The organism is Pseudanabaena sp. lw0831 (genome assembly GCF_016584665.1).
Taxonomy (GTDB): domain Bacteria; phylum Cyanobacteriota; class Cyanobacteriia; order Pseudanabaenales; family Pseudanabaenaceae; genus Pseudanabaena.
This window is the reverse complement of record NZ_BBJB01000095.1, coordinates 13,647-36,012: the sequence shown is the minus strand read 5'-3', so window position 1 is coordinate 36,012 and position 22,366 is coordinate 13,647. Positions and strand designations below refer to the sequence as shown.

16 protein-coding genes and 7 tRNA genes are annotated in these 22,366 nt (G+C 42.5%); 5 read left to right on the top strand and 18 right to left on the bottom strand.

Features of this window, described 5'->3' with window-relative positions; translation table 11 throughout:
- Nucleotides 1–63: 63 nt before the first annotated feature.
- Both APA_RS20080 and APA_RS20075 read left to right on the top strand, forming a co-directional pair.
- Nucleotides 64–5,286, top strand: coding sequence for a filamentous hemagglutinin N-terminal domain-containing protein (locus APA_RS20080; RefSeq protein ID WP_201324009.1), 5,223 nt, complete (start codon nucleotides 64–66; stop codon nucleotides 5,284–5,286).
- A 155-nt stretch (nucleotides 5,287–5,441) separates the two neighbouring features.
- Nucleotides 5,442–7,958 (top strand): CHAT domain-containing protein, encoded by a 2,517-nt coding sequence (locus APA_RS20075; protein WP_201324008.1) that lies wholly within the window; start codon nucleotides 5,442–5,444, stop codon nucleotides 7,956–7,958.
- A gap of 99 nt (nucleotides 7,959–8,057) precedes the next feature.
- On the opposite strand, the gene APA_RS20070 is transcribed toward APA_RS20075, so the two are convergent.
- The 12 genes from APA_RS20070 to APA_RS20015 all read right to left on the bottom strand — a co-directional run bounded on the left by APA_RS20070 (nucleotide 8,058) and on the right by APA_RS20015 (nucleotide 12,609).
- On the bottom strand, nucleotides 8,058–9,278 hold the full coding sequence (locus tag APA_RS20070) for a DUF4336 domain-containing protein (RefSeq protein WP_201324007.1): 1,221 nt from the start codon (nucleotides 9,276–9,278) through the stop codon (nucleotides 8,058–8,060).
- Nucleotides 9,279–9,438: 160 nt separating this feature from the next.
- Nucleotides 9,439–9,510, bottom strand: a tRNA-Arg gene (locus APA_RS20065).
- Between the two features lie 39 nt (nucleotides 9,511–9,549).
- Complete coding sequence (locus tag APA_RS20060; protein WP_201324006.1) at nucleotides 9,550–10,020, bottom strand: hypothetical protein; 471 nt, start codon at nucleotides 10,018–10,020, stop codon at nucleotides 9,550–9,552.
- Nucleotides 10,021–10,168: 148 nt separating this feature from the next.
- Nucleotides 10,169–10,241 (bottom strand) — tRNA-Lys (locus APA_RS20055).
- 117 nt (nucleotides 10,242–10,358) lie between these two features.
- Nucleotides 10,359–10,430 (bottom strand) — tRNA-Met (locus tag APA_RS20050).
- 72 nt (nucleotides 10,431–10,502) lie between these two features.
- A tRNA-Pro gene (locus APA_RS20045) sits at nucleotides 10,503–10,574 on the bottom strand.
- A 41-nt stretch (nucleotides 10,575–10,615) separates the two neighbouring features.
- A tRNA-Leu gene (locus APA_RS20040) sits at nucleotides 10,616–10,688 on the bottom strand.
- 13 nt (nucleotides 10,689–10,701) lie between these two features.
- Nucleotides 10,702–10,774 (bottom strand) — tRNA-Asn (locus tag APA_RS20035).
- Between the two features lie 81 nt (nucleotides 10,775–10,855).
- A tRNA-Phe gene (locus APA_RS20030) sits at nucleotides 10,856–10,929 on the bottom strand.
- A 286-nt stretch (nucleotides 10,930–11,215) separates the two neighbouring features.
- Nucleotides 11,216–11,602 carry an alr0857 family protein gene (locus APA_RS20025; protein WP_201324005.1) on the bottom strand — a complete coding sequence of 129 codons (387 nt, stop codon included), beginning with the start codon at nucleotides 11,600–11,602 and terminating at the stop codon, nucleotides 11,216–11,218.
- Nucleotides 11,603–11,690: 88 nt separating this feature from the next.
- On the bottom strand, nucleotides 11,691–12,224 hold the full coding sequence (locus tag APA_RS20020; RefSeq protein WP_201324004.1) for an HNH endonuclease: 534 nt from the start codon (nucleotides 12,222–12,224) through the stop codon (nucleotides 11,691–11,693).
- Nucleotides 12,225–12,306: 82 nt separating this feature from the next.
- Nucleotides 12,307–12,609: a hypothetical protein gene (locus tag APA_RS20015; RefSeq protein WP_201324003.1), complete on the bottom strand. Its 303-nt coding sequence runs from the start codon at nucleotides 12,607–12,609 to the stop codon at nucleotides 12,307–12,309.
- Nucleotides 12,610–12,701: 92 nt separating this feature from the next.
- Here APA_RS20015 and APA_RS20010 point away from each other — a divergent pair, with 92 nt between their 5' ends.
- Entirely contained in the window at nucleotides 12,702–13,037 is a 336-nt protein-coding gene (locus tag APA_RS20010) for a hypothetical protein (protein WP_201324002.1), read from the top strand.
- 90 nt (nucleotides 13,038–13,127) lie between these two features.
- Here the strand turns inward: APA_RS20010 and APA_RS20005 are convergent, their stop codons facing one another.
- The 5 genes from APA_RS20005 to apcB form a co-directional block, all read right to left on the bottom strand.
- The gene (locus APA_RS20005) at nucleotides 13,128–13,511 is read right to left on the bottom strand and encodes a hypothetical protein (RefSeq protein ID WP_236579913.1); all 384 of its coding nucleotides are present in this window, start codon (nucleotides 13,509–13,511) and stop codon (nucleotides 13,128–13,130) included.
- Between the two features lie 469 nt (nucleotides 13,512–13,980).
- Complete coding sequence (locus APA_RS20000; RefSeq protein ID WP_201324001.1) at nucleotides 13,981–14,409, bottom strand: HD domain-containing protein; 429 nt, start codon at nucleotides 14,407–14,409, stop codon at nucleotides 13,981–13,983.
- Nucleotides 14,396–15,307, bottom strand: a complete 912-nt coding sequence (locus APA_RS19995; protein WP_201324000.1) for a response regulator — start codon at nucleotides 15,305–15,307, stop codon at nucleotides 14,396–14,398. Before APA_RS19995 ends, APA_RS20000 begins: the two co-directional genes overlap by 14 nt.
- A 124-nt stretch (nucleotides 15,308–15,431) precedes the next feature.
- Nucleotides 15,432–16,511, bottom strand: a complete 1,080-nt coding sequence (gene fba, locus APA_RS19990) for a class II fructose-bisphosphate aldolase (protein WP_201323999.1) — start codon at nucleotides 16,509–16,511, stop codon at nucleotides 15,432–15,434.
- A gap of 108 nt (nucleotides 16,512–16,619) precedes the next feature.
- Nucleotides 16,620–17,117, bottom strand: a complete 498-nt coding sequence (gene apcB / locus APA_RS19985; RefSeq protein WP_201323998.1) for an allophycocyanin subunit beta — start codon at nucleotides 17,115–17,117, stop codon at nucleotides 16,620–16,622.
- Nucleotides 17,118–18,008: 891 nt separating this feature from the next.
- Between apcB and APA_RS19980 the strand changes: the two genes are divergently transcribed.
- Both APA_RS19980 and APA_RS19975 read left to right on the top strand, forming a co-directional pair.
- A complete protein-coding gene (locus APA_RS19980) occupies nucleotides 18,009–19,220 on the top strand; it encodes an FIST N-terminal domain-containing protein (RefSeq protein WP_201323997.1) in 1,212 nt (403 codons plus the stop codon).
- Nucleotides 19,221–19,379: 159 nt separating this feature from the next.
- Entirely contained in the window at nucleotides 19,380–20,237 is an 858-nt protein-coding gene (locus APA_RS19975) for a class I SAM-dependent methyltransferase (protein ID WP_201323996.1), read from the top strand.
- A gap of 187 nt (nucleotides 20,238–20,424) precedes the next feature.
- Here APA_RS19975 and dxs read toward each other — a convergent pair whose 3' ends face one another.
- Entirely contained in the window at nucleotides 20,425–22,344 is a 1,920-nt protein-coding gene (gene dxs, locus APA_RS19970; protein WP_201323995.1) for a 1-deoxy-D-xylulose-5-phosphate synthase, read from the bottom strand.
- Nucleotides 22,345–22,366 lie beyond the last annotated feature (22 nt).

Here is a 22,366-nt window from a genome sequence, read left to right as displayed (position 1 = left end):
TTATTCTCCAATGTTATACTCCAAAAACAAAGGCTAAAACAATCGTATTGCAGGAAAGAAAGCATGAGCAAAAACAAGCTTAAAGTCATGACGATCGCTTCAGCATTTTCTGTAATTAGCATTAGTTTTTTCTCCCATGCAAGTTTTGCTCAAACTGCGATCGCGCCTGACAACACTCTTCCAGTCAATACTTCAGTTAATTTTAACAGTGCAAATAAAACCTATACGATCACAGGTGGTACTCAGGTTGGCACAAACCAGTTTCATAGTTTTCAAGATTTTTCAGTGCCAACCAGTAACACTGCTCACTTTGATACTGCGCCAACTACGATTAATGCGATCGGGCGGGTGACTGGCTCAAATGTCTCGAATATTGACGGGATATTAAGAACTAATGGCACGACGAATTTATATTTAGTGAATCCAAATGGAATTGTGTTTGGTGCAAATGCCAAGTTAGATATTGCTGGTTCGTTTAGTGCCAGTACTGCCAATAGCATCAAATTTTCTGACGGTAGCGAATTTAGTGCGACTAATCCTCAAGTACCACCCTTGTTAAATGTAAATGTGCCGCTAGGTTTGCAGTATGGTAATAGCAATACAGGAGCAACGATTAGTAATCGGGGTAATCTCTCGGCAGGTCAGGATTTAGTTTTAAATGCGGACAAGTTGGATTTGCAGGGGACTTTCCGATCGGGGCGAGACTTGACGCTGCAAGCTCAGGATTTGGTGAAGATTCGCGATACTTCTACTAGTCCATTTTTTGCTGTAGCTGGTCGTGATTTACTAATTCAGGGCAATCAATCCGTTGACATCTTTGCTTTAAACCATCGCAATAGTGGTTTTTGGTCGGGTGGGAATATGGTGTTGCGATCGCTTAATCCAGTTATTGGCGATGCACATTTTTATGCAGGTAAGAATTTAAAGATTGAGAAGCTAAATAGAAGTTTAGGCAATTTAATTAGTCCTAACGATCCAGTGATTTTGGCAAATGGTGATGTTGATTTAGGAGACTATACTGGAGCATCACTACATATTTTGGCAGGAGGAAGTGTTACGCTCGGTAATGTAACGATTGATAGTACTGGCGATGTTGCGACTACAATCAACCTGAGCAATACAACGCCCTTTAATGCCACGAAGACCTATGCCGATCTCGCGATTTATACGAGTGCATTAGGTGCGCCTTCCATAACAATTGATGGCAGTCAGCAAGCGACTTTGGATGTAAGGGCAGGTGTAGATTGGTCACAGTTGGGAGGTTTGTCAACTGATCAGGTTCTCGGAACTTTTTTGGCTCCAAATACAGACCCAATCTATGCGGCGAACCCTAGTAATGCCAATATTACGATCAATGGCAATATTCAGGTGTCACAGCCCAATGGATTGGTGTTGTTGACTAATCAGTTTCTCCCTAACACTTTGACAGGGGTAATCTCAGCCATAGGTATTGATACTAGTACTAATTTGGCTGGGGCAAATGGTGGTGATATTCGTGCGGATGGACGAGGGGATATTGCGATCGCGAATGCTTCTTTGCGATCGTCCGCTTCGGTTTTTGATAATGCTGGAAATGGTGGCGCAATTTCCTTTTCTACTGCTAATGGCAATATCTCGTTCACTAACTCGTCCTTAGATTCATACTCATCTGTCTACTCTAATACGGGAAATGGAGGGGCGATTTACTTTTCTGTTTTAAATGGTAACATTTCGCTAACTGACTCATACCTGTCCTCATACTCGTCCTCTGTTTTTGGCATCAGTCCTAAAGATGGAGGAGCGATCGCCTTATCCACATCTAACGGTAATATCTCCCTTACTAACTCTAATTTAAACTCTTACTCACAATCAATCTTTGACAATGCTGGCAACGGAGGCGCGATCTCCTTATCAGCTAATAACGGCAATATATCGCTTAACAATTCCAACCCTTCTTCATATTCGACATCAACAGTAGGCAATGCTGGGAATGGAGGAGCTGTCTCCTTCTCTACCTTCAATGGTAATATTTCGCTCATTGGCTCATCTACTCAAACTCAATCACGTGTTGAGTTTGGCTCTGGCAATGCAGGTAATGCTGGTGCAATCGATTTTTCTGCCTTGAACGGCAATATTACCCTTAATAATTCAATATCGGTGGCGATCTCACAGTCAAATTTAGGTAATATAGAAAACGGAGGCGCAATTTCATTTTTTAACTCCAACGGGAATATCTCGCTCACTGGAGCTGGTGCGATCGCTTACGGAAGAAACGGAGGAGCAATTTCTTTCTCTAACACTAACGGTAACATCTTACTCTCTGGATTAGCTTTAATCTCTGTCTCAAACTCTTCTGTCGGTGTGGGGAATGGAGGAGCAATTTCTTTCTCTAATACAAACGGTAATATTTCTCTTGCTGGGGCAACTACTGACTCGTCCTCTTCTACTTCTGGAAATGGAGGAGCAATCTCTTTCGCTAATATCAATGGTAATATCTTGCTAGACAACTCTAACTTGTCCGCAACTTCGCGATCTAATTCTAGTAATACAGGAAGTGGTGGTACGATATCATTCTCTAATACCAATGGTAATATCTCGATCAATGGCTCAATATTCATATCCTCATACTCACAATCTGACTCTGGCAATGCAGGAAATGGTGGTGCGATTTCTTTCTCTAACACCAATGGTAATATTTCACTAGAAAGCTCAAGCCCGTCATCATATTCAAGCTCTAACTCTGGTAATGCAGGCAATGCTGGGGTAATCTCATTCGCTACCTCTAGCGGTAACATTTCGCTCACTAACTCCTCCTCTTCTGCATACTCACAATCATCTTTTGGTAATGCTGGAAACGGGGGAAAGATTTCTTTTAATACCTCTATCGGTAATATCTTACTCACAAGATCGGCATCATTTGCCTATTCAAGCTCAGATACTGGCAATGCGGGAAATGGAGGAGCAATTTCTTTCTTTACCTCTAACGGCAATATCTCTTTCAATAGATCGGCATCATCTTCATACACCAATTCGACTAATGGCAATGTAGGAAATGCTGGAGAGATTTCCTTGTCTGCATCCAACGGCAGCATCATCACAAATGGTTTCGATCCTAGGCGCTACTTGCTTGCTACCGCAATATCAAAACTGGGAGAAAGTGGTGCTGGTGGTGACATTAAAATAGTTGCTAAAGACCAAATCAGTAATTTTGAGATCTTTACTCAATCTTCTAAGGGGCAAGCAGGGGCAGTAAAAATTGATGGATTGGGAGATCTAGCTATTACAAATGTGCAAATTAGTACTAGTCAAGATTTAATTGTTGAACTCCCCTTTGGTAGCCCAATTACCTTTGAAGTTGGGAAAAGTGGCATATCGGGAGATGTGGCGATCTCTAATACAATAGGAAGCCTCACCTTTGATACAACTACGATCAACACAGCTACTCAAAGTAAAGACCCTGCGGGCAATATCTCGATCACTAGCCCCACGATCATAACCTTCCAAAACAACAGTAAAGTCACGGCAACAACCAACGCCCAAGGTAAGGCGGGAGACATAACTATTAATGCACCCATAGTCAAGATTAACGACGATTCCAAAGTATTGGCTGAAACCAATGGCTCAGGAACAGGCGGCAATATTACAATTAACGCTCCTACATCTGTTGACTTAACGCGCGTACTCGATGCATTCCCAGTTCTATCTGTCCAAACCAATAATGCAGGTAAAGCAGGAAGTATCGTCATTAACACGCCGATCCTCACCCTCACCGATAAAGGAAGGATTACTGCGACTGCTAGCGCCACCGCAACTAATCCCGACGGCGGTGGTAGCATTACTCTCAACGCATCTCAAATGAATCTTTTCGGCACAGTCGGTGTATTTGCTGAAACCCAAGGGATATCCCCAGCAGGAACTCTAAGACTCAATCCTTACAGCAATCTCGGCTATATCAACATTGCCTTAGCCCCAAATTCCCAAATCTCAGCTTCCACTTCTAGCATTGGCAATGGTGGTGATTTGTTTATCACAGCCCCACTATCAATTGCGATCGCAGGACAAGGGAAACTCGCTGTCGAAACAACAGGGCTGATGGATAATGCAGGAAAAGCAGGAAATATCACTTTCACCACCAAACAGCTCACTCTCACCGATGGAGTTTTAGTATCTGCTTCCACATCTGGAAGAGGCAGAGCTGGCGATATCTTTGTGAGCGCTGATGACTTTACAATCTCCAACGGTGCACAGATCCAAACCGCGACATCTAGTATTGGTGACTCAGGCACAATCGACGTGAGGGTTGTGAATCAATTCAATCTTTTAGGATCAAAAACAGGCTTATTTGCGAATACCTTAGCAAACTCTACAGGTCGAGGTGGTGATATCTTTATCGACCCTGAATCTGTCACCCTTCGGGATGGGGCGCAAATCGCCGTTGGCAGTCTCGGTGCTGGCATTGGTGGCAATATCACCCTCATATCTAACTTCCTCACTCTGCTAAATGGCTCTTCTATCACTGCCGAAACAGCTAGTGCTAATGGAGGTAATATTACTCTTAACATTCCCTCTATCTTGCTATTGCGCTATGGTAGTCAGATCAGCACCACCGCAGGCACTTCCCTTGCAGGTGGTAACGGGGGGAATATCAATATTACTGCTGGTTTCATTGTTGCTCTACCCAATGAAAATAGCGATATCTTCGCAAATGCTTTTACAGGTAACGGCGGTAATATCAATCTCACAACCAACGGTATCTTTGGACTAGAATTCCGCCCTGTCCTCACTCCTTTAAGCGACATTACCGCTAGTTCTCAATTTGGTGTAAATGGAACTGTAAATATCAATACTCCAGGAGTCGATCCCAGTAAAGGACTGACTAATTTGCCTGTAGATATTGGTGATGCCAGCAAACTTGTCACTCAGAAATGTTTAGCCGATCGCCAAGGTAGCGCATTTGTGATCACAGGTCGAGGCGGTATTCCTGCTAGTCCTGCTGATGTGATTAGTGGTAATAGCTTGCAGGAAAATCTGGGTATGCCGACTAATCCAGAGCGTATAGCTGAGGCGCGCAGAAGGACAATAAATCCCTATGGTGAAGTTGCACTTGTAACTGGATCTTCACAAATTGTGCCAACTCCATCTTGGGCTAAGCAGCTACAATCGAATCAAACTACTGATGCATTACCCGATCGCATTGTTGAGGCGCAAGGATGGACTGTTAATCCCTATGGCGAAGTTTCTCTTGTCGCAGAAGTTGCCAAAGCTATACCTGCATCAACTTGGGCGAAACAATTACAATGCCGTTAACTAGTAGAAATAAATCTATGAAGCGATTATTACAAAGTTTTGCGAAAGCCCGAATCACTAGATTTTTGATAAAAACAAAGCGTCGCGTCGCTTTTATCAAAAATCTAGGTTTGGTTTTTCTGTTGTTTTTTCTGACTACACTCGTTCAACCAATATTGGCATCTACCATTACTTCGCAACTGAGTTCTCAAGCAGTCCAAGCAAATTCAGAGCAGCCAAATACATTATTTAATCGCGGTAAGTCTTTTTATCAATTAGGACAATGGCAAGAAGCAATTAAAGTATGGGAGCAAGCTATAAAAATCTATCAACAGCAAAATAATTCCTTAGATTTAGCCATAACTTTAAGCAATCTATCCTTAGCTCATCAAAAATTAGGACAATGGCAAGAAGCCGATCGCACGATCACCCAAAGTTTACAAATTTCGCGATCTCTAGAAGTTAATACCGCGAGTCAAAGAGCGATCGCACAGGCTCTAGATACCCAAGGGAATTTGGATATAGGTTTAGGCAAAATCGAGGAGGCGATTACTGTCTGGCAAGAAGCCGCCATTTTGCACTCTAAACTTGGCGATCTTGATCAGCAAATTCGCAATGTTCTCAATCAAGCTCAAGCTCTCAAGACTCAAGGCTTTTATCGGCGATCGCTACAAACTTTAGAATCAGTTCAATCATTATTACCAAAAATATCTGATGATAACCTAATTGCGATCGCACTCTATAACTATGGCGATATGTTGACTACTGTTGGGGATCTCAAACTGGCGCATCAACCTTTAGACAAGAGCTTGGAAATTCTCAATCACCTTTCTAATAGAGATCGGACTAATAACGAACAAAAAAGTATTGCGCTGTTAAGACTGGGTAATCTAGCCCGTCTCGAAGGTAAAACGGAAACTGCGGCAGAATTTTATAAAAAATCTGGACAGGCAACAGGGCGATCGCTGACAAATATACAAGCCCAACTGAACTTATTTAGTTTGTTAATTGAATCTGAGAACTTCTCAGAGGCTTTAGAAATGCGATCGCAAATTGCGGCAGAATTGTCAAAGCTGGAAAACAGCCGAGAGGAAATCTTTGCACGAATCAATTATGGCGAAAGCTTACTGAGACTAACTAAGTTTACCCGCCAAAATATAACTGATGCTCTATTAGCCGAAGCCGCAAAAATATTAGCTATTTCTGCACAACAAGCTAAATTCATTAACGATAATCGCACTCTCTCCCATGCGCTCGGCGCTCTAGGAAATGCTTACGAACAAAGTAAACAAATTGAATCAGCTCAAAATCTAACCCAACAAGCTTTAGCGATCGCCCAAAGTATTAACGCAACCGATATTGCTTATCGTTGGCAATGGCAACTAGGTAGATTGCTCAACGCAAAAGGAGATACTAAAAACGCAATTCTTGCCTATACAGAAGCTGTCAATGGTTTGCGGCAATTACGCAGCGATCTGGTATTTGTAAACCCCAATGTGCAGTTCTCATTTCGAGAAACTGTCGAGCCTGTCTATCGGCAACTTGTGAGCTTATTACTGCAAGGCGAATCAGGTGATAAACAAAAAAACTTAGTCAAAGCTCAAGAAGCGATCGAATCGTTGCAAATTGCGGAACTAGTTAATTTTTTCCGTTCAGACTGTCTTAATGCAGCTCAAGTTGATATTGGCCAAGTAGACAAAACTGCTGCTGTCATTTATCCGATCATTCTCGAAGACCGTTTAGAAGTGATTCTCAGTCTGCCCAATCAACCGCTTCGTCACTATGCTAGTAAAGTTACATCAGCAGAGATGGACGACATGGTAATCGATTTACGCCTAAATCTTAGAGATCCTTTGTCTGAAGATTATCTCTCCAGCGCTCAACGTATTTATGATTGGTTAATTCGTCCTGCGGCTAGTGCGATCGCTCAAAGCCAGATCAAAACTATCATCTTTGTCTCAGATGGCTCTTTAAGAAATATTCCCATGTCAGTTTTACATGATGGAAAGCAGTTCTTAATAGAGAATTACGACATCGCTCTAACTCCGAGCCTACAGCTAATCGATCCAAAACCGATCGCCAAGCAAAAAGTTTCAGCTTTAATCGGAGGCTTGACTGAGGCAAGACAAGGGTTTTCGGCTCTACCCAATGTAAAAGGCGAGTTACAAGAAATCAACAAACAAGTTCCCTTAAGTTCTATTTTTATTAATGCTAACTTTACTAAGCAAAATCTAGCAAAAACACTTATATCACTCCCTTTCCCGATCATTCATCTTGCTACACATGGTAACTTCAGTTCTGAAGCTGAAAATACTTATCTACTTACTTACGATGGCAAATTGACGATTGAGAATCTCTATCAATTATTGCGCTCTAATGATCGTAGTAATCGGGAGCCTGTAGAGTTATTGATTTTGAGTGCTTGTCAAACAGCTGTAGGCGACAAACGGGCAGCCCTAGGTTTGGCGGGAATGGCAGTACGAGCAGGCGCAAGAAGTACGATCGCTTCGCTCTGGTCAGTCGATGACGAAGCTACTTCAAAGTTTATGATTGCGCTCTATCAAAGTTTATCTTCAGCTAATGTCACCAGAGCAGCATCTTTAAGAACTGCACAACAGGCTTTACTTAAAGATCCAAAACATAATCATCCTTATTTTTGGGCTCCTTTTGTGTTGCTAGGTAACTGGCTATAAGACTAACGAACCAATAAACTGTTTGGAAATGTTGCTTCGCAACATTTCCAAACAGTTTATTGGTTCGGGTTTGAGTGCAAAGCGCTGTAACTGACGATATTAGATTTTGTCCCTTGCTTCTCTAATAATGCGATATCCTTGCAAAATATTATTAATTTGATTGAGAACTTCAAAATCTTCTTTAGAGAGGTTCGCAGTTGCTGAAGGTTGCGGATTCTTTTCTAAAAAGTTAAAGGCTTGACGAAACTCGCTAGGTGTGACCGCAATCGCATTGTCAAAATGACAAGAAATAATTCGCACAAAATCCCAATTAGCAACCTTGTTAGCCCATGCAATCACAACTTGAGGATCTCGATTGAGAATCAAAGTTTGCAAAATTGGGGCAACAAAAATGCGACCATTACCGCGCAGGATCTCAAAAGATTTATACCAATCTTCTCTCCATCTAAAAGGGAATATCCCAAAAAAAGCCTTGCGCGATCGCTCTGGGGCTTTCGCAATATCAAGCAAGGCTTGCATAAAGGAAACCGTTGCCAAAACTTGAGGACGGAAATAGAACAAAAATAGAGCCGTTCTTTGCCATCCTCGAATGCGATTGGCTTCTGTGTCAGTAATCGCTTCAGCAGCACTATCTCTGGCATGAAATAGTAATGGATAGGGATCGAGTTGTAATATCTCAGGCGGCTTTTCAGGAATTGAGACAATCGTATCGGTAACAAGCAAAGTCTGCGATCGCTTATCAAATAGCGCAACTTCTGCAAATTTGCCTAGTCCCAATTCAATTGAACCCAGAACGGCATAGTCAAACTGTGCAGCAAAGGGAGTTTGCGAAATATCTTCTGGCAAAATCGATGTGCGTCCCCAAGGCATACCTAACCAACTGAGAGGTAAATTAAATGGGAAACTCCACTGGTGCGGTGAGACATAAACATGAGCATTGTGGAAATATCGCGCAAATGGCCCCACAAAAACTTTATGCTCAATCCCTGAAACTGTCGGCAAGATAATGTACTTGACTTCACCATGTTCTGTTACAAGCTCGTTCACAAGGCGAATACATTCTAGAGTCGGCGCGACGGGTGCATATACGAGTAGTCCCCCTGTTTCTAGTTTTACAACCGTCATCCTAATCGGTACAACTACATAAAAAATCCCCTGAATCTGATCAAATGTCCAGATCGAGTCTTTGACGACTTCCTTACGAATTGTTCGCCTTTGCCCATACGGATAAAGCGGTACGACTTGCCAAAATTTCCAAGCCCAGTCTTTGGGGTTGCTTGGTTCATGCTCGGACTTGCTATATATTTCTTGGGCAGTCATCAAACTCAATCTCGGTATGCATACTTATCGCAGTTTGAATATCATAATGCGATCGCTATCACCAATCAAACTTTCATCAAATAATCATGTATAAAGAACTGATTTTTTTAGCGTGGCTTTGCCACGCTAAAAAAATCAGTTCTTTATTAAATCGCAAAAACAGGAATGGTAGGACTCGAACCTACACAGATCGATTTAGAAGATCGATGCCCCTCCATTAGGCGACATTCCCAAAATAGTAAACAGAGTGAGTGCAAAGCACTCACTCTGTTTACTTGGATAGCTTTGCTTCACATAGCAGCCATGTTTCAGGATGAACATAAAATTTGTCATACCTTCTGTCAAAACAGCTGTCATCAAGGTAGCGAGGTTGATATGGCTTACGGTAAGGCTTGCCATCGACGATTTCGACATAGCGTTCCACATACTGCCAGAGATGTGTAACCACATGCTGTCCAGTCACAGTTCTTTGGTCTAGGCGATCGCATAGTTCGCTATACACCAAATCCCAAGGTTGACCAACATGCGATCGCAAAAATCGCCGTAATGGAGCCAGATGATCGGAGAAATATTTGGTTTTCTGTCTCACTTTGATTAAGTAGGGACTGAGTAAACCATCCTCGCTAGCTTCAAGGGTTAAGCGATCGAGTTTCTTTTGCACACCTTTTAATCTGCGAGAGCTTTGTCTCATACCACCACGCGGGCGTTCGATCACAATTTCTTCTAGCCGATGTTCGCTCATAATCTCAAATATCTAATAACGGAATTTTGAAAGTTGATAATGAAGTAAAAAATTTTCAAGAAATCTGGCGAGTAAAAATGCAACATGATCGTTCTCCTGAATTAATTGGTAATGGATATGTCAACAAGTACACCCATCAAAGATCTGATGCTGATGACGGGAATTGAACCCGTAACCCCCTGTTTAAAAGACAGACGCTCTGCCAATTGAGCTACATCAGCAAAATTGATTTACAGCGCTTTGCGCTCAAACCTAGAAATTTTTTGAAAGTGTTGCGAAGCAACACTTTCAAAAAATTTCTAGTGGATCGTTTGATCAGTAATTGCTGAGAAATTAGTTGCAGAGGCAGGAGTTGAACCTGCCGATTTTGAGGTTATGAGTCTCAAGAGCCTCCCTTGCTCCATCCCTGCATAGCTTTCCCAATGCAAGAAAAATTTGCGAAGCAAGTTTTTCTTGCATTGATTTCAGCGCATAGCGCTGTATCCAAGTGATAGGGATTGAACCTATGACCTTCTGCTCCCAAAGCAGCCGCGCTACCTCTGCGCCACACCTGGAAAAGAGAATAAATGCAGTGTTTTGCTCTGCATTTATTCAATACTCCTGAGAGGATTTGAACCTCCAACGCTTCGGTTCTAAGCCGAACGCCTCTTCCATTGGGCTACAGGAGCAAAAAAATACCAACTGCCTTGGTAGGGATTGAACCTACGACCTCTCGCTGAACAGGCGATCGCTACTACCACTGAGCTACAAGGCAATAATCCCAGTTTCAAAACCCTACTGGGTAATGATTTTAATCATGTGAAGTGTAGTTACACTTCACATGATTTGGAATAAGCCCCTTAGGTCAGAATTGAACTGACGACCTCCTGCTCTTCAAACAGGCGCTACTACCAACTGAGCTACTAAGAGTGATGTTTTTACAGTTTTGAGCTTGTGATGATTATTTAGTTGTCAAGGTTCGGAGGCTTTTGCAATCGCCTCGTAGTATATTTGTAGTATGTATGCTACACGGTTGTCAAGTAGTTTTTTAAAATAATTCTGACTCTCTTTGAAAAGTTCTTGCAGCAATTCTTGATCGAACGAACCACAAGAAAATTTTTAAAAGCGTTGCTTCGCAACGCTTTTAAAAATTTTCTTGGTTTGGGTTTGAGCGCAAAGCGCTATAAGAGCAAGGAATTCAGTATCTTTCCTTATGTCAATTTGCGAATGTCAAAGTGGACTCGCTGATCTTCCAGAGCTTGTGCAAATAGAACTCAACGCGATCGCCTAAAGCAGTCACTAGAGTTCCTTCCTCAGCACAGAGATCGCTAGAAATCCAAGTACCGCTAAAGCAAACCTCAACATAGCGATCGTCAACTCTATCCACACTAAGCTTATTAGAGAGGCGATCGGACATGACGGACTTTAGTAGCAATAAATCCACAACATCCGCAGTTAATAGAAATGCTGCTCGACTGGATTCGATATGGATGGACAAGCCAGAACGCAAGCTGAGCAACATCCGATTTATGACAAACTCCTCTAAGGAGATATCTAATCTCTCTAAGTACAATCCAGCTTCAGTGTAAGTGAGTTTCAACATTGGGATTGATTCTCCAGAATATACCACTCTATATATGAGGGCGATTTTCAACTTGCCTTAGGCAACTTGAAAATCGCTATATGGATCGCTATCCACTGTTTATTTCTTGTTGCGATCTCCAGAATTGTTCTGCAAAGGCAACGGTAGGATGCATCGGGGCTTTAGGCTTAGTCAGCAAAGTCATATTGGCTTCGTGAGGTGTGCGATTTCCCTTACGGTTATTGCAAGGTTCACAAGCAATGACGACGTTTTCCCAAGTGTTCAATCCACCCTTAGCGCGTGGAATAACGTGATCGATCGTCAGCTTTTTGGTACTGCTGCAATATTGGCAAGTGTGATTGTCACGACGCAAAATTTCTCTACGGGCGACGGGTGGAACTCGCCAAAATCGTTCTGATTTGGTCAGCGTCAGACGGATATGTTCTGGCACTTGCAGGACGAGTCTGGGGGAAACAACTTGCCAAGTTTGTTGGCTCATTAGTTCCAAGGGTTCGGCGCGACCTGTGACTAGCAAAGCGATCGCCCGTTTGATATTGATACGGCTCACTGGCAGGTAGTTTTGCGAAAACACGACTACCGATTGCCTCAATACTTCTGGTTCATATTGGTTTATAGATTGCACTGGACTCTCCTCACGTTTCAAAAAAAATACCCCCGCTTTCTTGATTATGAAAGCGGGGGCGAAAGACTGAATTGTCTATTCGTTACATGGGTACAGCAATGCGCCTGTACCCTCCGCTTAGTGGGTATGTTTCTGGATTAATAAATGCATTAAAGCTGCTAATACTGCTGAGATTATCTATCTGCAAGCTTTGTTTTGCTGAATGTTCAGAAGATGCTAAATTTCCGAGATCGCCAGAAATATCACCATAAATATCGCCACAAATCCCAATCGCATCTCTGCCAAAAATGGTCATCGCAAAGCCAGATATTGCCAAGGAATTGGCTCGCCGCCAAACTTGGGGATATCTAATCTGATGCTGACCGATGGACAAATAGAATTTCATGGGAATGTACTTGGAATTTTTGAGATACTCATACTACACTTGTAGTATAAACATAGATATCTAAGTTTGTAAACTAACTAGGAGAAATATTTATGCAGACACTACACCAAAGCCCTGCGACTACTGAGATGGAAGTTACCAGCATTCGCCTAGAGCGCGAGTTAAAGGAAAAGCTCAAGGAATTGGCTGGAGGGCAAGGCTATCAGGCTCTAATCCGAGGTGTCTTGTGGGATTACATTGATCAGAGGCAAATATCACCGACGCAGAAGCTGATCTCACCAGAACAAATTCGGGCAAGTGTCACAGCTACAGCTCAGAGAAATGAGTTTTGCGCCCTTACAGGCAAATCGATCCGATCGCAAGAGTCAATGTTTTTGGGCTTAACAACCAATGGCGATTGGGTTCCTCTCAGTGTGGGCAGTTTTTAAAAAAGCTGAGGTAAAAAGCAAAAGCCTTGCTGTGCGAGGCTTTTGCTTTTTACCTTGTAAATTTAGTAACCTCAAACTGAACTGAGGTTACTAAGGCTCTGGCGTATTTGCTCGCACAACACCAGTAGGCTGCATTGTTGAGCTACCACTTTTGGGCTTACATTTATCGTAAGTTTTAGTGGGTAAAGTCGCAGGATCGATAGTTAACGTACCCACAACCAAAGTTTTGTAATTAGCAGCCTTCTCAACTACAACTTCTCCACAACTATTGGCTGATTTGTCTTGGCGTGTGCCTGGTTTATCCTGAGCACTCAGAGTTCTGATTTGATATCTTTGTGTAGGTTTTAAACCTGTCACTATGACGTGACCTTTGCTCGTTTTAAAAGCTTCTGGAGCAGCGATCGCGCTGGAAGCCATCGATAGAAATGTGGCGATCGCAATTGTAGAGATCGCGGACTTAATAGATATATTCATAATTTCCTAAGCGCTAACTGAAATTAACAATATTGATTTTCTATGTATTTTAAGAAACTTTTTGCGATCTTCGTCAAGTAACCATGTGATTTTCGTCACAGATTCTTATTGACGCCAATAAGCGAAAACTTAGTGGTATTTTCGGAAATTAAAACCCAAATCCAGTAAGGGATTTATAGCTGTATTCACTCTAGTTATACGAATCCACAAAAATGTGACGACACTTTTGCGAATTAAAAAATAAATCCATTACTGGATTTAAAATCACAAAATGGCGTAGCCATTTTGTGATTTGGTATTAAAGTCAGTTCGGGTTAAACTTACAAAATTTATAAACAAAAAAGGCAAAAGCCCTGCTAAGCAAGGCTTTTGCCTTTTTGGCTTTGAGAGAGGGTTTGCGTAGCAAACCCTCTCTCAAAGCCAGTTTTAAACTATCTTGAATTTGCGCTATTTGATTTCGCTTACTTACTTACAACAATTTTTGGAGCACTATTTTATATTTTTCTAAACGCTGAAAATCTTTTTCTGTAGGATTGGAAATCCGACTGATATTCATGTTGTGAGTCACATCGGCAATCTTGACTTTACGGGCGATCGCATTCGATTTCACCCGCAAAATATAATCTTCATATTGCTCACCCTCAACTTTGGTAATCGCAGCGATCGCCTCAGTAATAAATTCAGGAAAACCTTGCTTGACCAAATCCTCGATTTTTAGATCGGAATCCTCGATCGCATCATGCAAAACCGCCACAATCTTACTTTCGCGCGTATCCATCTGCGCCATCACCGTTAACGGATGCAAAATGTAAGGCTTTCCTGCTTTGTCCAGTTGTCCTGCATGGGCTTGGTTGGCGATCGAGATCGCTAAAGCCAGAAGAGTTTCAAAGTCTTTCATAATAACGAATACAGGTTAGGGCAAGTGCTACTTCATCAGCACATTGCTGAATTACTACAACATCATCGTGGCTCAGAGCATTTGCCTTGCGCCAACGCATCGACAATATGCCTAAAATCTCTTCGCGAAAAGTAATTGCGATCGCCAAATTAGTTTTGCATGGTTGATCTGGATCATCTTGTTGATTTGGAGACAGAGAAATTTGTGACTTTTTCGAGGCGATCGCCGTTTGCACTAAAGGATCGGTAGCCAAATTCCAAAGATAATCACCACATATAGCTTGAGTATCGATCAAAGTACCATGCTCAACCAACTGCAAGATCGCTCCATCTGCACCAAAATTTTGCCAAAATGCATCAGCTAAAGGCAGCACACATCCAGAGATCTGGTTGGATTTCTGAGCGATCGCCACAATTACTGACAACAGAGCATTATGAGCTTGTGATCGGACTAACTCCTCAGAACGTTGCTTAAGCAGATCATAGCTATGGGTCGCCTCTTTCACAACCAACTTAAGCTGGTCAGGCTCCCAAGGCTTCGTAATATATTTATGAACCTGACCTGAATTGATCGCATCGATCAGATCCGTAATATCTGTATATCCCGTCAAGACAATTCGCATCGTATCAGGAAAATCCGAAACAGTACGACTGAGAAACTCAGTTCCATTCATCTCAGGCATTCGCTGATCGGAAATAATCGCCGCCATTTCCCCTTCTTTTTCCAAAATCTCTAGTGCTTTAATCCCACCATCAGCTCGAAACACCGTAAATTCTTTGCGAAAGGTACGATATAGCAAATCAAGGTTATCTTGCTCATCATCAACTACCAAAAGTTTTGGCTTTTTGGATGGATTTACTTTATTTGGCTCAGCAACAGAAAACGAAGAAGAAGTCATGAGCAAGGTTTGTTTGGATACTTACTGCAACTATAGCAATGCTATCAAAAAAATAAGAGGCGCATTGCGCCCCTTATTTTTGTGTTTTGTGTAAAAAAGCTTCGCTAGCGAGGCTTTTTAAAGTCTAAGCCTTAACAACTTCGCGGCTAACTTGCTTCAATTCGCCCTTGGCATACTTAGGAACAAAGTCATAAATACTAACTTGTTTGATCTTGCCAGCTTGTCCAGCAGCTTCAAACTGGATATAGCGATCGGCACATACTTTTTGCATGTACTTGATCGATGGCTTGAGGAAGTGGCGAGGATCGAACTCTTTAGGATTCTTGAACAAAGCTTCACGTACCGCAGCAGTGATAGCAAGACGGCAATCGGTGTCGATGTTGACCTTACGCACACCACACTTGATGCCCTTTTGAATTTCTTCAACAGGTACACCGTAGGTTTCAGGAATAGCGCCACCAAACTCATTGATCAAGGCAAGTAAATCTTCAGGAACTGAAGAAGAACCATGCATAACAAGGTGAGTATTAGGCAAGCGATTATGAATTTCTTCAATACGGCTGATGGCAAGGATTTCGCCAGTAGGCTTGCGAGTAAACTTATAAGCACCGTGGCTAGTACCGATCGCTACTGCGAGAGCATCAACCTGAGTACGCTCAACAAAGTCAGCAGCTTCATCAGGATCGGTCAAAAGTTGGGAATGGTCTAAAGCACCTTCAAAACCATGCCCGTCTTCAGCTTCACCCTTACCAGTTTCGAGAGAGCCTAAGCAACCTAGTTCACCTTCAACGCTTGCGCCGAAAGCATGGGCAACTTCGACAACTTTAGAAGTAACTTCCACGTTGTACTCATAGCTAGCAGGTGTCTTAGCATCAGCTTCCAATGAGCCATCCATCATCACACTGGTAAAGCCATTTTGAATTGCCGAGAAGCAAGTTGCAGGCGCATTACCGTGATCTTGGTGCATCACGATGGGGAGATGAGGATAGGTTTCGGCAGCAGCCAAAATCAAGTGACGTAGAAAATTTTCGCCCGCATAATTGCGTGCGCCACGAGAAGCTTGTAAGATCACAGGGCTGTTGGTCTCATTAGCAGCCTGCATGATCGACTGGATCTGCTCCATGTTGTTTACGTTAAATGCAGGGATGCCGTATCCGTTTTCAGCTGCATGATCGAGCAGCAGGCGCATTGGTACTAAAGCCATATTTAAATTCTCTCCTAGATCTAGATCGAGCTTGTTCGATTTAGTAACAATCTTAAATCATTTTGAATACCAAAAACAAAGGAGCGCGAAGCGCTCCTTTGTTTTTGATTAGATATTCTTTTCGCTAAGTTCGCGACTCATATAGTCAAAAGGCGCTGCTAACCAGTCAGCGTTTTCGCCCACTAAGTCCATAACAACCTGTTTCATGATTTGAATACCTTGCACAGTTGGACCAATTGGCACTCCCAGAGAGCTATAAGTATCGCGCAAGCCTTGCAATACTCTTTCGTCGAGGACATCATTGTTACCTGCAACTAGAGCATAGGAGGCATAGCGCAAATAGTAGTCCATGTCACGCAGGCAAGCTGCAAAACGACGCGTTGTGTATGCGTTACCACCTGGGCGGATCAAATCGGGAACTTCTTCAAATAATTGTGAACCAGCCTTGCGCACAATCGATGCTGCATTAGCGGTGATTGCCGAAGAAGCGGCTAAGCGGGCGTTGCCAGTTGCAAAAAAGGATTTGAGGGTATCCATGGCATCGCGATCAAAATATTTACCAGTTGCATCATAAGCACCGATCAGGCTGGTAATTGCATCCTGCATGTTGTTTTCTCCGTTAATTTGTCTTTTATAAATGTATCGGTAACGTATTTGTAAAGTTTGTAAACTATATATAACTTAAACTTGTCAACTTGTCTTTTGGACAGTGACCGAAATTATTTTACTGTGATTTCAGCGCCTTACCAAGTCTTGTGCTAGATAAACAGCAATTCTCATTGTAAAAATAGGTTTTAATGAAAGTCCGCCCACGGCGGACTTTCATTAAAACCTATTTTTGGGCTTTCTAGCAGCCTGTCGGAGAATCAAGAGCTATGCCAAATCAAGCTTTACTGTAGGGAGCGTTAGCCATAGCGTAACGCAATGTCAAAGTTCGAGAGTGCGTTACGCTGTGCTGAACCCTATAAGAAATCTTTTTGGGTCCCCGACAGGCTGCTAGCGTCGTAGGCGTTGAAAGCCCAAAAATATTGCTGTAATCATAAAACCCAAAAGAGAGTTGCTGTGCTTTGTGCAGCAACTCTCTTTTGGGTTTTATGTCTTAACTAGTTAGATATGGCGAGAAGCACTACATCTAAACATTTGGTGGGGTTTTATGTTTTAACTTGTGTGACGCGAGCGAATCCCTAAATTAGCTTCATAAGGAGAATTGCTACCTACACAGATGTAGAAAATATCGGAATTAGGTCGCTGCAAGGTAAGCTAAGATACTATGCTTAGATATTAAGCACAAAAAAGCTTAGATACAAAGATTAAATATTTGGGTTTTAAGTGGGTAGGCACAATTGAATATAAAATCCCAAAATACTTGCCGCCCACTGCGCGGGCGGTAAGTATTTTGACTCTGATTTTTTAGTTGTGCCGAGGTACTTACCTAAAAGCCTTTAGAGCAATTTATAAAGAAATGTCTGGAAGTAAAGTTGGTGTACGGCTAGGTCTATGAAGTGGGTTACTAGTCTTTCGACAAAAATATCTTTGGAAGCTGCGGTGCAAGATCTGTCACAGCAAATATTTGCTTTGATGGGCGATCGATCGCTTGATTTAGGCTTTTTGTTTGTTTCTACAGCATTTGCTAGCGACTATCCGCGCTTATTACCATTGCTAGCGGAGAAATTGCCGATCCAAAAATTAATTGGTTGCTCTGGTGGGGGGATTGTTGGTAATGGACAGGAGTTTGAAGATAAACCTGCGATCGCATTACTTGTAGGTCATTTACCCAATGCGGAAGCAAAAGTATTTCACCTCGATGATAATCAGTTACCAGATCTCGATAGCCCTCCTGATCTCTGGGAAAAACTAACGGATGTGGACCCCGCAGTTTCGCCTAGTTTTGTATTGGTTGGCGATCCATTCTCATTTCCGATTAATGACTTAATTCAAGGGTTAGATTTTGCTTACCCAAATGCAGTAAAAGTTGGTGGCTTGGCTAGTAGTGGCGGCATGGGGGCAAATGCACTGTTTTGTTTTCATGAAGAAGGCAAATATAAGCTGTATCGCACAGGGCTTTTAGGTGTGGCTCTATGGGGAGATGTGACCATTGATCCTGTGGTTTCTCAAGGTTGTCGTCCCATTGGCAAAATTTTGCAGGTTTCTGAATGTGAACGTAATTTAATTTTGGGACTGGAGGGAAAGCCGCCTCTGAGTCTATTACAAGATACTGTGGGCGATTTAAACCCAAGCGATCGCGAACTCGCTCAGCACTCGCTATTTATAGGCGTAGTGATGAATGAGTTTAAGGCAAATCCATCACAGGGCGATTTCTTGATTCGTAATATTATTGGCGTTGATCCTAGATCGGGGGCGATCGCTGTTGGCGATCGGATGCGACCTGGGCAGAGAATTCAACTACATTTACGTGATGGCAAAGCCTCGGCGGAGGACTTAGAAGAATCTCTGATCAATTACTCCAATCAATTGAACTTAGAGGCTCCCAATGTCTCAGCAACGGCAGCTTTAATGTTTTCCTGTATGGGACGAGGCGAGAGGCTATATGGAAAGCCAAATTTTGACTCTGAGATCTTGCAAAAACATCTTGGCTTAATTCCGTTTGGGGGCTTTTTCTGCTCTGGCGAAATTGGACCTGTCGGTGGCACGACATTTCTACATGGTTACACTTCAGTGTTTGGTATCGTAAGACCTAAAAATCCATAAAACCAAAAAGTAAATATGACACTTTGTGTCCCATTTACTTTTTGGGAATTTTGTTTATTTTGCACAAGTACTTAAAACCAAAATTGAGATTGACTCTGGTACAATCACACTAAAATTCTCACTACTACTTCATAGTTTTTAGGATAAAGGATCAGAAGTATGCAGCTAATCAATATCAAAAAATTACGCTCAATTAAGTTTATTACTGATATCTATAATCTTCTGTTCAAACCATTAAAATCAGAAAAAGGAGATTATGATTATCTAAGATGGAATGGATTGATTGACTTAATGTGGAAAATGGGAGGGAGTTCAACCCGTGCATTTTTAACTAAAAAATTTCTCAGCAGTTCGCCTCACTATCTTTATCCTAAAAACAAGTTCTATTTTCTGCCTGGAGAATATGAAGAATTACTTTCCCAACTTCGTATTTCTCGTGCCGCGATCGCTAACGATGTTTTGGCTAAAGTGATCAAACCAGATGACGAGGTTCTAGAGTTTGGTTGTGGTCATGGGCTGATTGTTGGAGCCGTCGGTCATTTTTGTAAACGTGCGATCGGCGTGGATGTTAGTCAAGCGATCGTTAGAGTTGCTGAGGAACTCAATCGTGAGGTCAAGAATGTTTCTTATGTCAGAAGTTCTGGATTAGATCTGAAGATTATTCCTGATCAGTCATTAACTTTCATTTATTCAATCGAATGTATTCAACATATTGAGAAGGTTCATGCTGTGACTTTCTTTCATGAGTTTTATCGTATTCTCAAACCAAATGGCAGGGCACTGATTCAATTCCCGGACTTGACTCGTTCACAAGAACTTGATGCATGGATGGAAGGGACTTGGAAAATTCAGTCGGAGCGTCCTTATTCTGAGCTAACCATGATGCGGATACGCTATTACACACCCGAAGAAATCAAAATTTTGCTAACACGCATTGGTTTTAGTGACGTAGTTTTTCTAGACTACAGTCTTAATCCTGTAGAGCGCTCTTCGATATACTTTTTAGCAACTCGCTAACCACAACATAAAAAGGCGGCGCATTGCGCCGCCTTTTTTATTTAACTACTGATGTTACGTGGAACACTGAGATTGGGGCTTGGAGACCAAGCCCCTACCTTTACAAATATGTAGGGATTTGGTCTCCAAATCCTCTCTTAAGATGACATGGAAACATTATGACGATCTTTGTTCTACGTAACATCAGTTAACTACTAATTGCAGGTTGCTTATTAAAAGCAAATTGGTTGAGAATGCGATCGCAGATTTGACCACTGGATAGACCAAGGGAATTAAATGACTGCTCTGGTGAAGCATGTTCGACCAGAAGATCGGGAACACCAATCCGATAGACAGGAACGAGGATATTTTCATCGTTCAAGGCTTCGAGAACAGCGCTACCAAATCCGCCCATCAGACAACCTTCTTCAACGGTAACCACTTTACCGATTTTTTTTGCAAGCGGTACGATTAGTTCTGTATCCAAAGGTTTAGCAAATCGAGCATTTACGACTGTGGCACTAATCCCATGCTCATTCAGCAGTTCTGCAACTTGCATCGAAGGATAGACCATCGAGCCATAGGCAAGTAGTAAGACATCTTTACCTTCACGTAATACCTCCGCTTTACCGATTGGTAATGGCTCGATATCTTCATCTTGCAATGGCACGCCCATCCCATTGCCGCGAGGATAGCGCATAGCGATCGCACCTTTATGTGTAACGCCAGTGACGATCATGTTTTGCATTTCAGCTTCATCTTTAGGAGCCATCAGCACAATGTTGGGAATGCAACGCAGGTAGGCAATGTCATACATGCCTTGGTGTGTTGGACCGTCTGCACCGACGATACCTGCACGATCTAAACAGAGGAATACAGGTAAGTTTTGAATACAGACATCATGGATGATCTGGTCAAAGGCTCGTTGCAAGAAAGTGGAATAAATCGCGGCGACGGGGCGCATTCCCTCACAGGCTAAACCTGCTGCAACTGTAAGAGCATGTTGCTCAGCAATACCGACATCGACAAATTGATTGGGCAGTTGAGCTTGGAACTTGTCCAACCCAGTACCAGTAGACATTGCGGCCGTAATTGCTACGATACGCTTATCATGCTCAGCAAGTTTGATCAGCGTATCGGTAAATACTTTGGAATAGCTAGGAGGCTTGGGTTTGGTCGAAGCTGAAGTTTTAGCTTTACCCGTAGTCAGATCAAATGAGTTTTGAGCATGATAGCCAACGCGATCGGCTTCAGCATAGCTATAGCCTTTACCTTTAGTAGTCGCAACGTGAACCATAACGGGACCAGTTAGGGTATGCGCCATTTTAAAGGTATCGATCAATTCGCGCAGATTGTGACCATCGACGGGTCCAATATAAGTGAAGCCAAGTTCTTCAAATACGGCTCCCAGCTTATTTTGCACCATCGTCAAAATCTTGACATTGTCCTTGATGCGCTCGATTTCAGGGCTGATTTGTTCACCAACAAAAGGAATATTGCGAATCTGCTCCTCAAGGTTATTGGTGAGAAATTTCATCGGTGGGCTGAGACGCATCTTATTTAGATAACGAGGAATTGCGCCAACGTTTGCCGAAATCGACATTTCATTGTCATTGAGGACAACTAATAAATTAGTTTTGGGAAGATGTCCAGCGTGGTTAATTGCTTCTAGAGCCATACCGCCTGTTAATGCGCCATCACCGATGATCGCCACAGTCTTAAAATTGTCGCCTTGTAAATCACGGGCGATCGCCATACCAAGAGCCGCCGAAATACTCGTTGATGCGTGCCCTGCGCCAAAATGGTCAAATTCACTTTCGCGACGATTGAGATAACCTGCAATACCGTCCTTTTGACGCAATGTATGAAAGCGGTTGTAACGTCCTGTGATCAGCTTATGTGGATATGCTTGATGCCCTACGTCCCAAACAACTTTATCGCGATCTAAATCTAGGGTTTGATATAAACCTAGTGTCAGTTCAACTACGCCCAACCCAGGACCAAGATGTCCTCCTGTGGCGGCAATGGTTTCTAGATGTTTTTGCCGAATTTCACGAGCTATAGACTCCAATTGGGCGATCGTTAGACCATGCAATTGGTTAGGATGCGTAACTTCACTCAAGCGCATATTGGCTTATTTCCATTAAGAT

What these genes read in the sequence shown, in the direction of transcription:
- APA_RS20080 (WP_201324009.1), top strand. Translation starts at nt 64, where the DNA reads ATGAGCAAAAACAAGCTTAAAGTCATGACGATCGCTTCAGCATTTTCT.
- APA_RS20070 (WP_201324007.1), bottom strand. Translation starts at nt 9,278, where the DNA reads ATGACTGCCCAAGAAATATATAGCAAGTCCGAGCATGAACCAAGCAAC.
- APA_RS20060 (WP_201324006.1), bottom strand. Translation starts at nt 10,020, where the DNA reads ATGAGCGAACATCGGCTAGAAGAAATTGTGATCGAACGCCCGCGTGGT.
- APA_RS20025 (WP_201324005.1), bottom strand. Translation starts at nt 11,602, where the DNA reads ATGTTGAAACTCACTTACACTGAAGCTGGATTGTACTTAGAGAGATTA.
- APA_RS20015 (WP_201324003.1), bottom strand. Translation starts at nt 12,609, where the DNA reads ATGAAATTCTATTTGTCCATCGGTCAGCATCAGATTAGATATCCCCAA.
- APA_RS20010 (WP_201324002.1), top strand. Translation starts at nt 12,702, where the DNA reads ATGCAGACACTACACCAAAGCCCTGCGACTACTGAGATGGAAGTTACC.
- APA_RS20005 (WP_236579913.1), bottom strand. Translation starts at nt 13,511, where the DNA reads ATGAATATATCTATTAAGTCCGCGATCTCTACAATTGCGATCGCCACA.
- APA_RS20000 (WP_201324001.1), bottom strand. Translation starts at nt 14,409, where the DNA reads ATGAAAGACTTTGAAACTCTTCTGGCTTTAGCGATCTCGATCGCCAAC.
- APA_RS19995 (WP_201324000.1), bottom strand. Translation starts at nt 15,307, where the DNA reads ATGACTTCTTCTTCGTTTTCTGTTGCTGAGCCAAATAAAGTAAATCCA.
- fba (WP_201323999.1), bottom strand. Translation starts at nt 16,511, where the DNA reads ATGGCTTTAGTACCAATGCGCCTGCTGCTCGATCATGCAGCTGAAAAC.
- apcB (WP_201323998.1), bottom strand. Translation starts at nt 17,117, where the DNA reads ATGCAGGATGCAATTACCAGCCTGATCGGTGCTTATGATGCAACTGGT.
- APA_RS19980 (WP_201323997.1), top strand. Translation starts at nt 18,009, where the DNA reads ATGAAGTGGGTTACTAGTCTTTCGACAAAAATATCTTTGGAAGCTGCG.
- APA_RS19975 (WP_201323996.1), top strand. Translation starts at nt 19,380, where the DNA reads ATGCAGCTAATCAATATCAAAAAATTACGCTCAATTAAGTTTATTACT.
- dxs (WP_201323995.1), bottom strand. Translation starts at nt 22,344, where the DNA reads ATGCGCTTGAGTGAAGTTACGCATCCTAACCAATTGCATGGTCTAACG.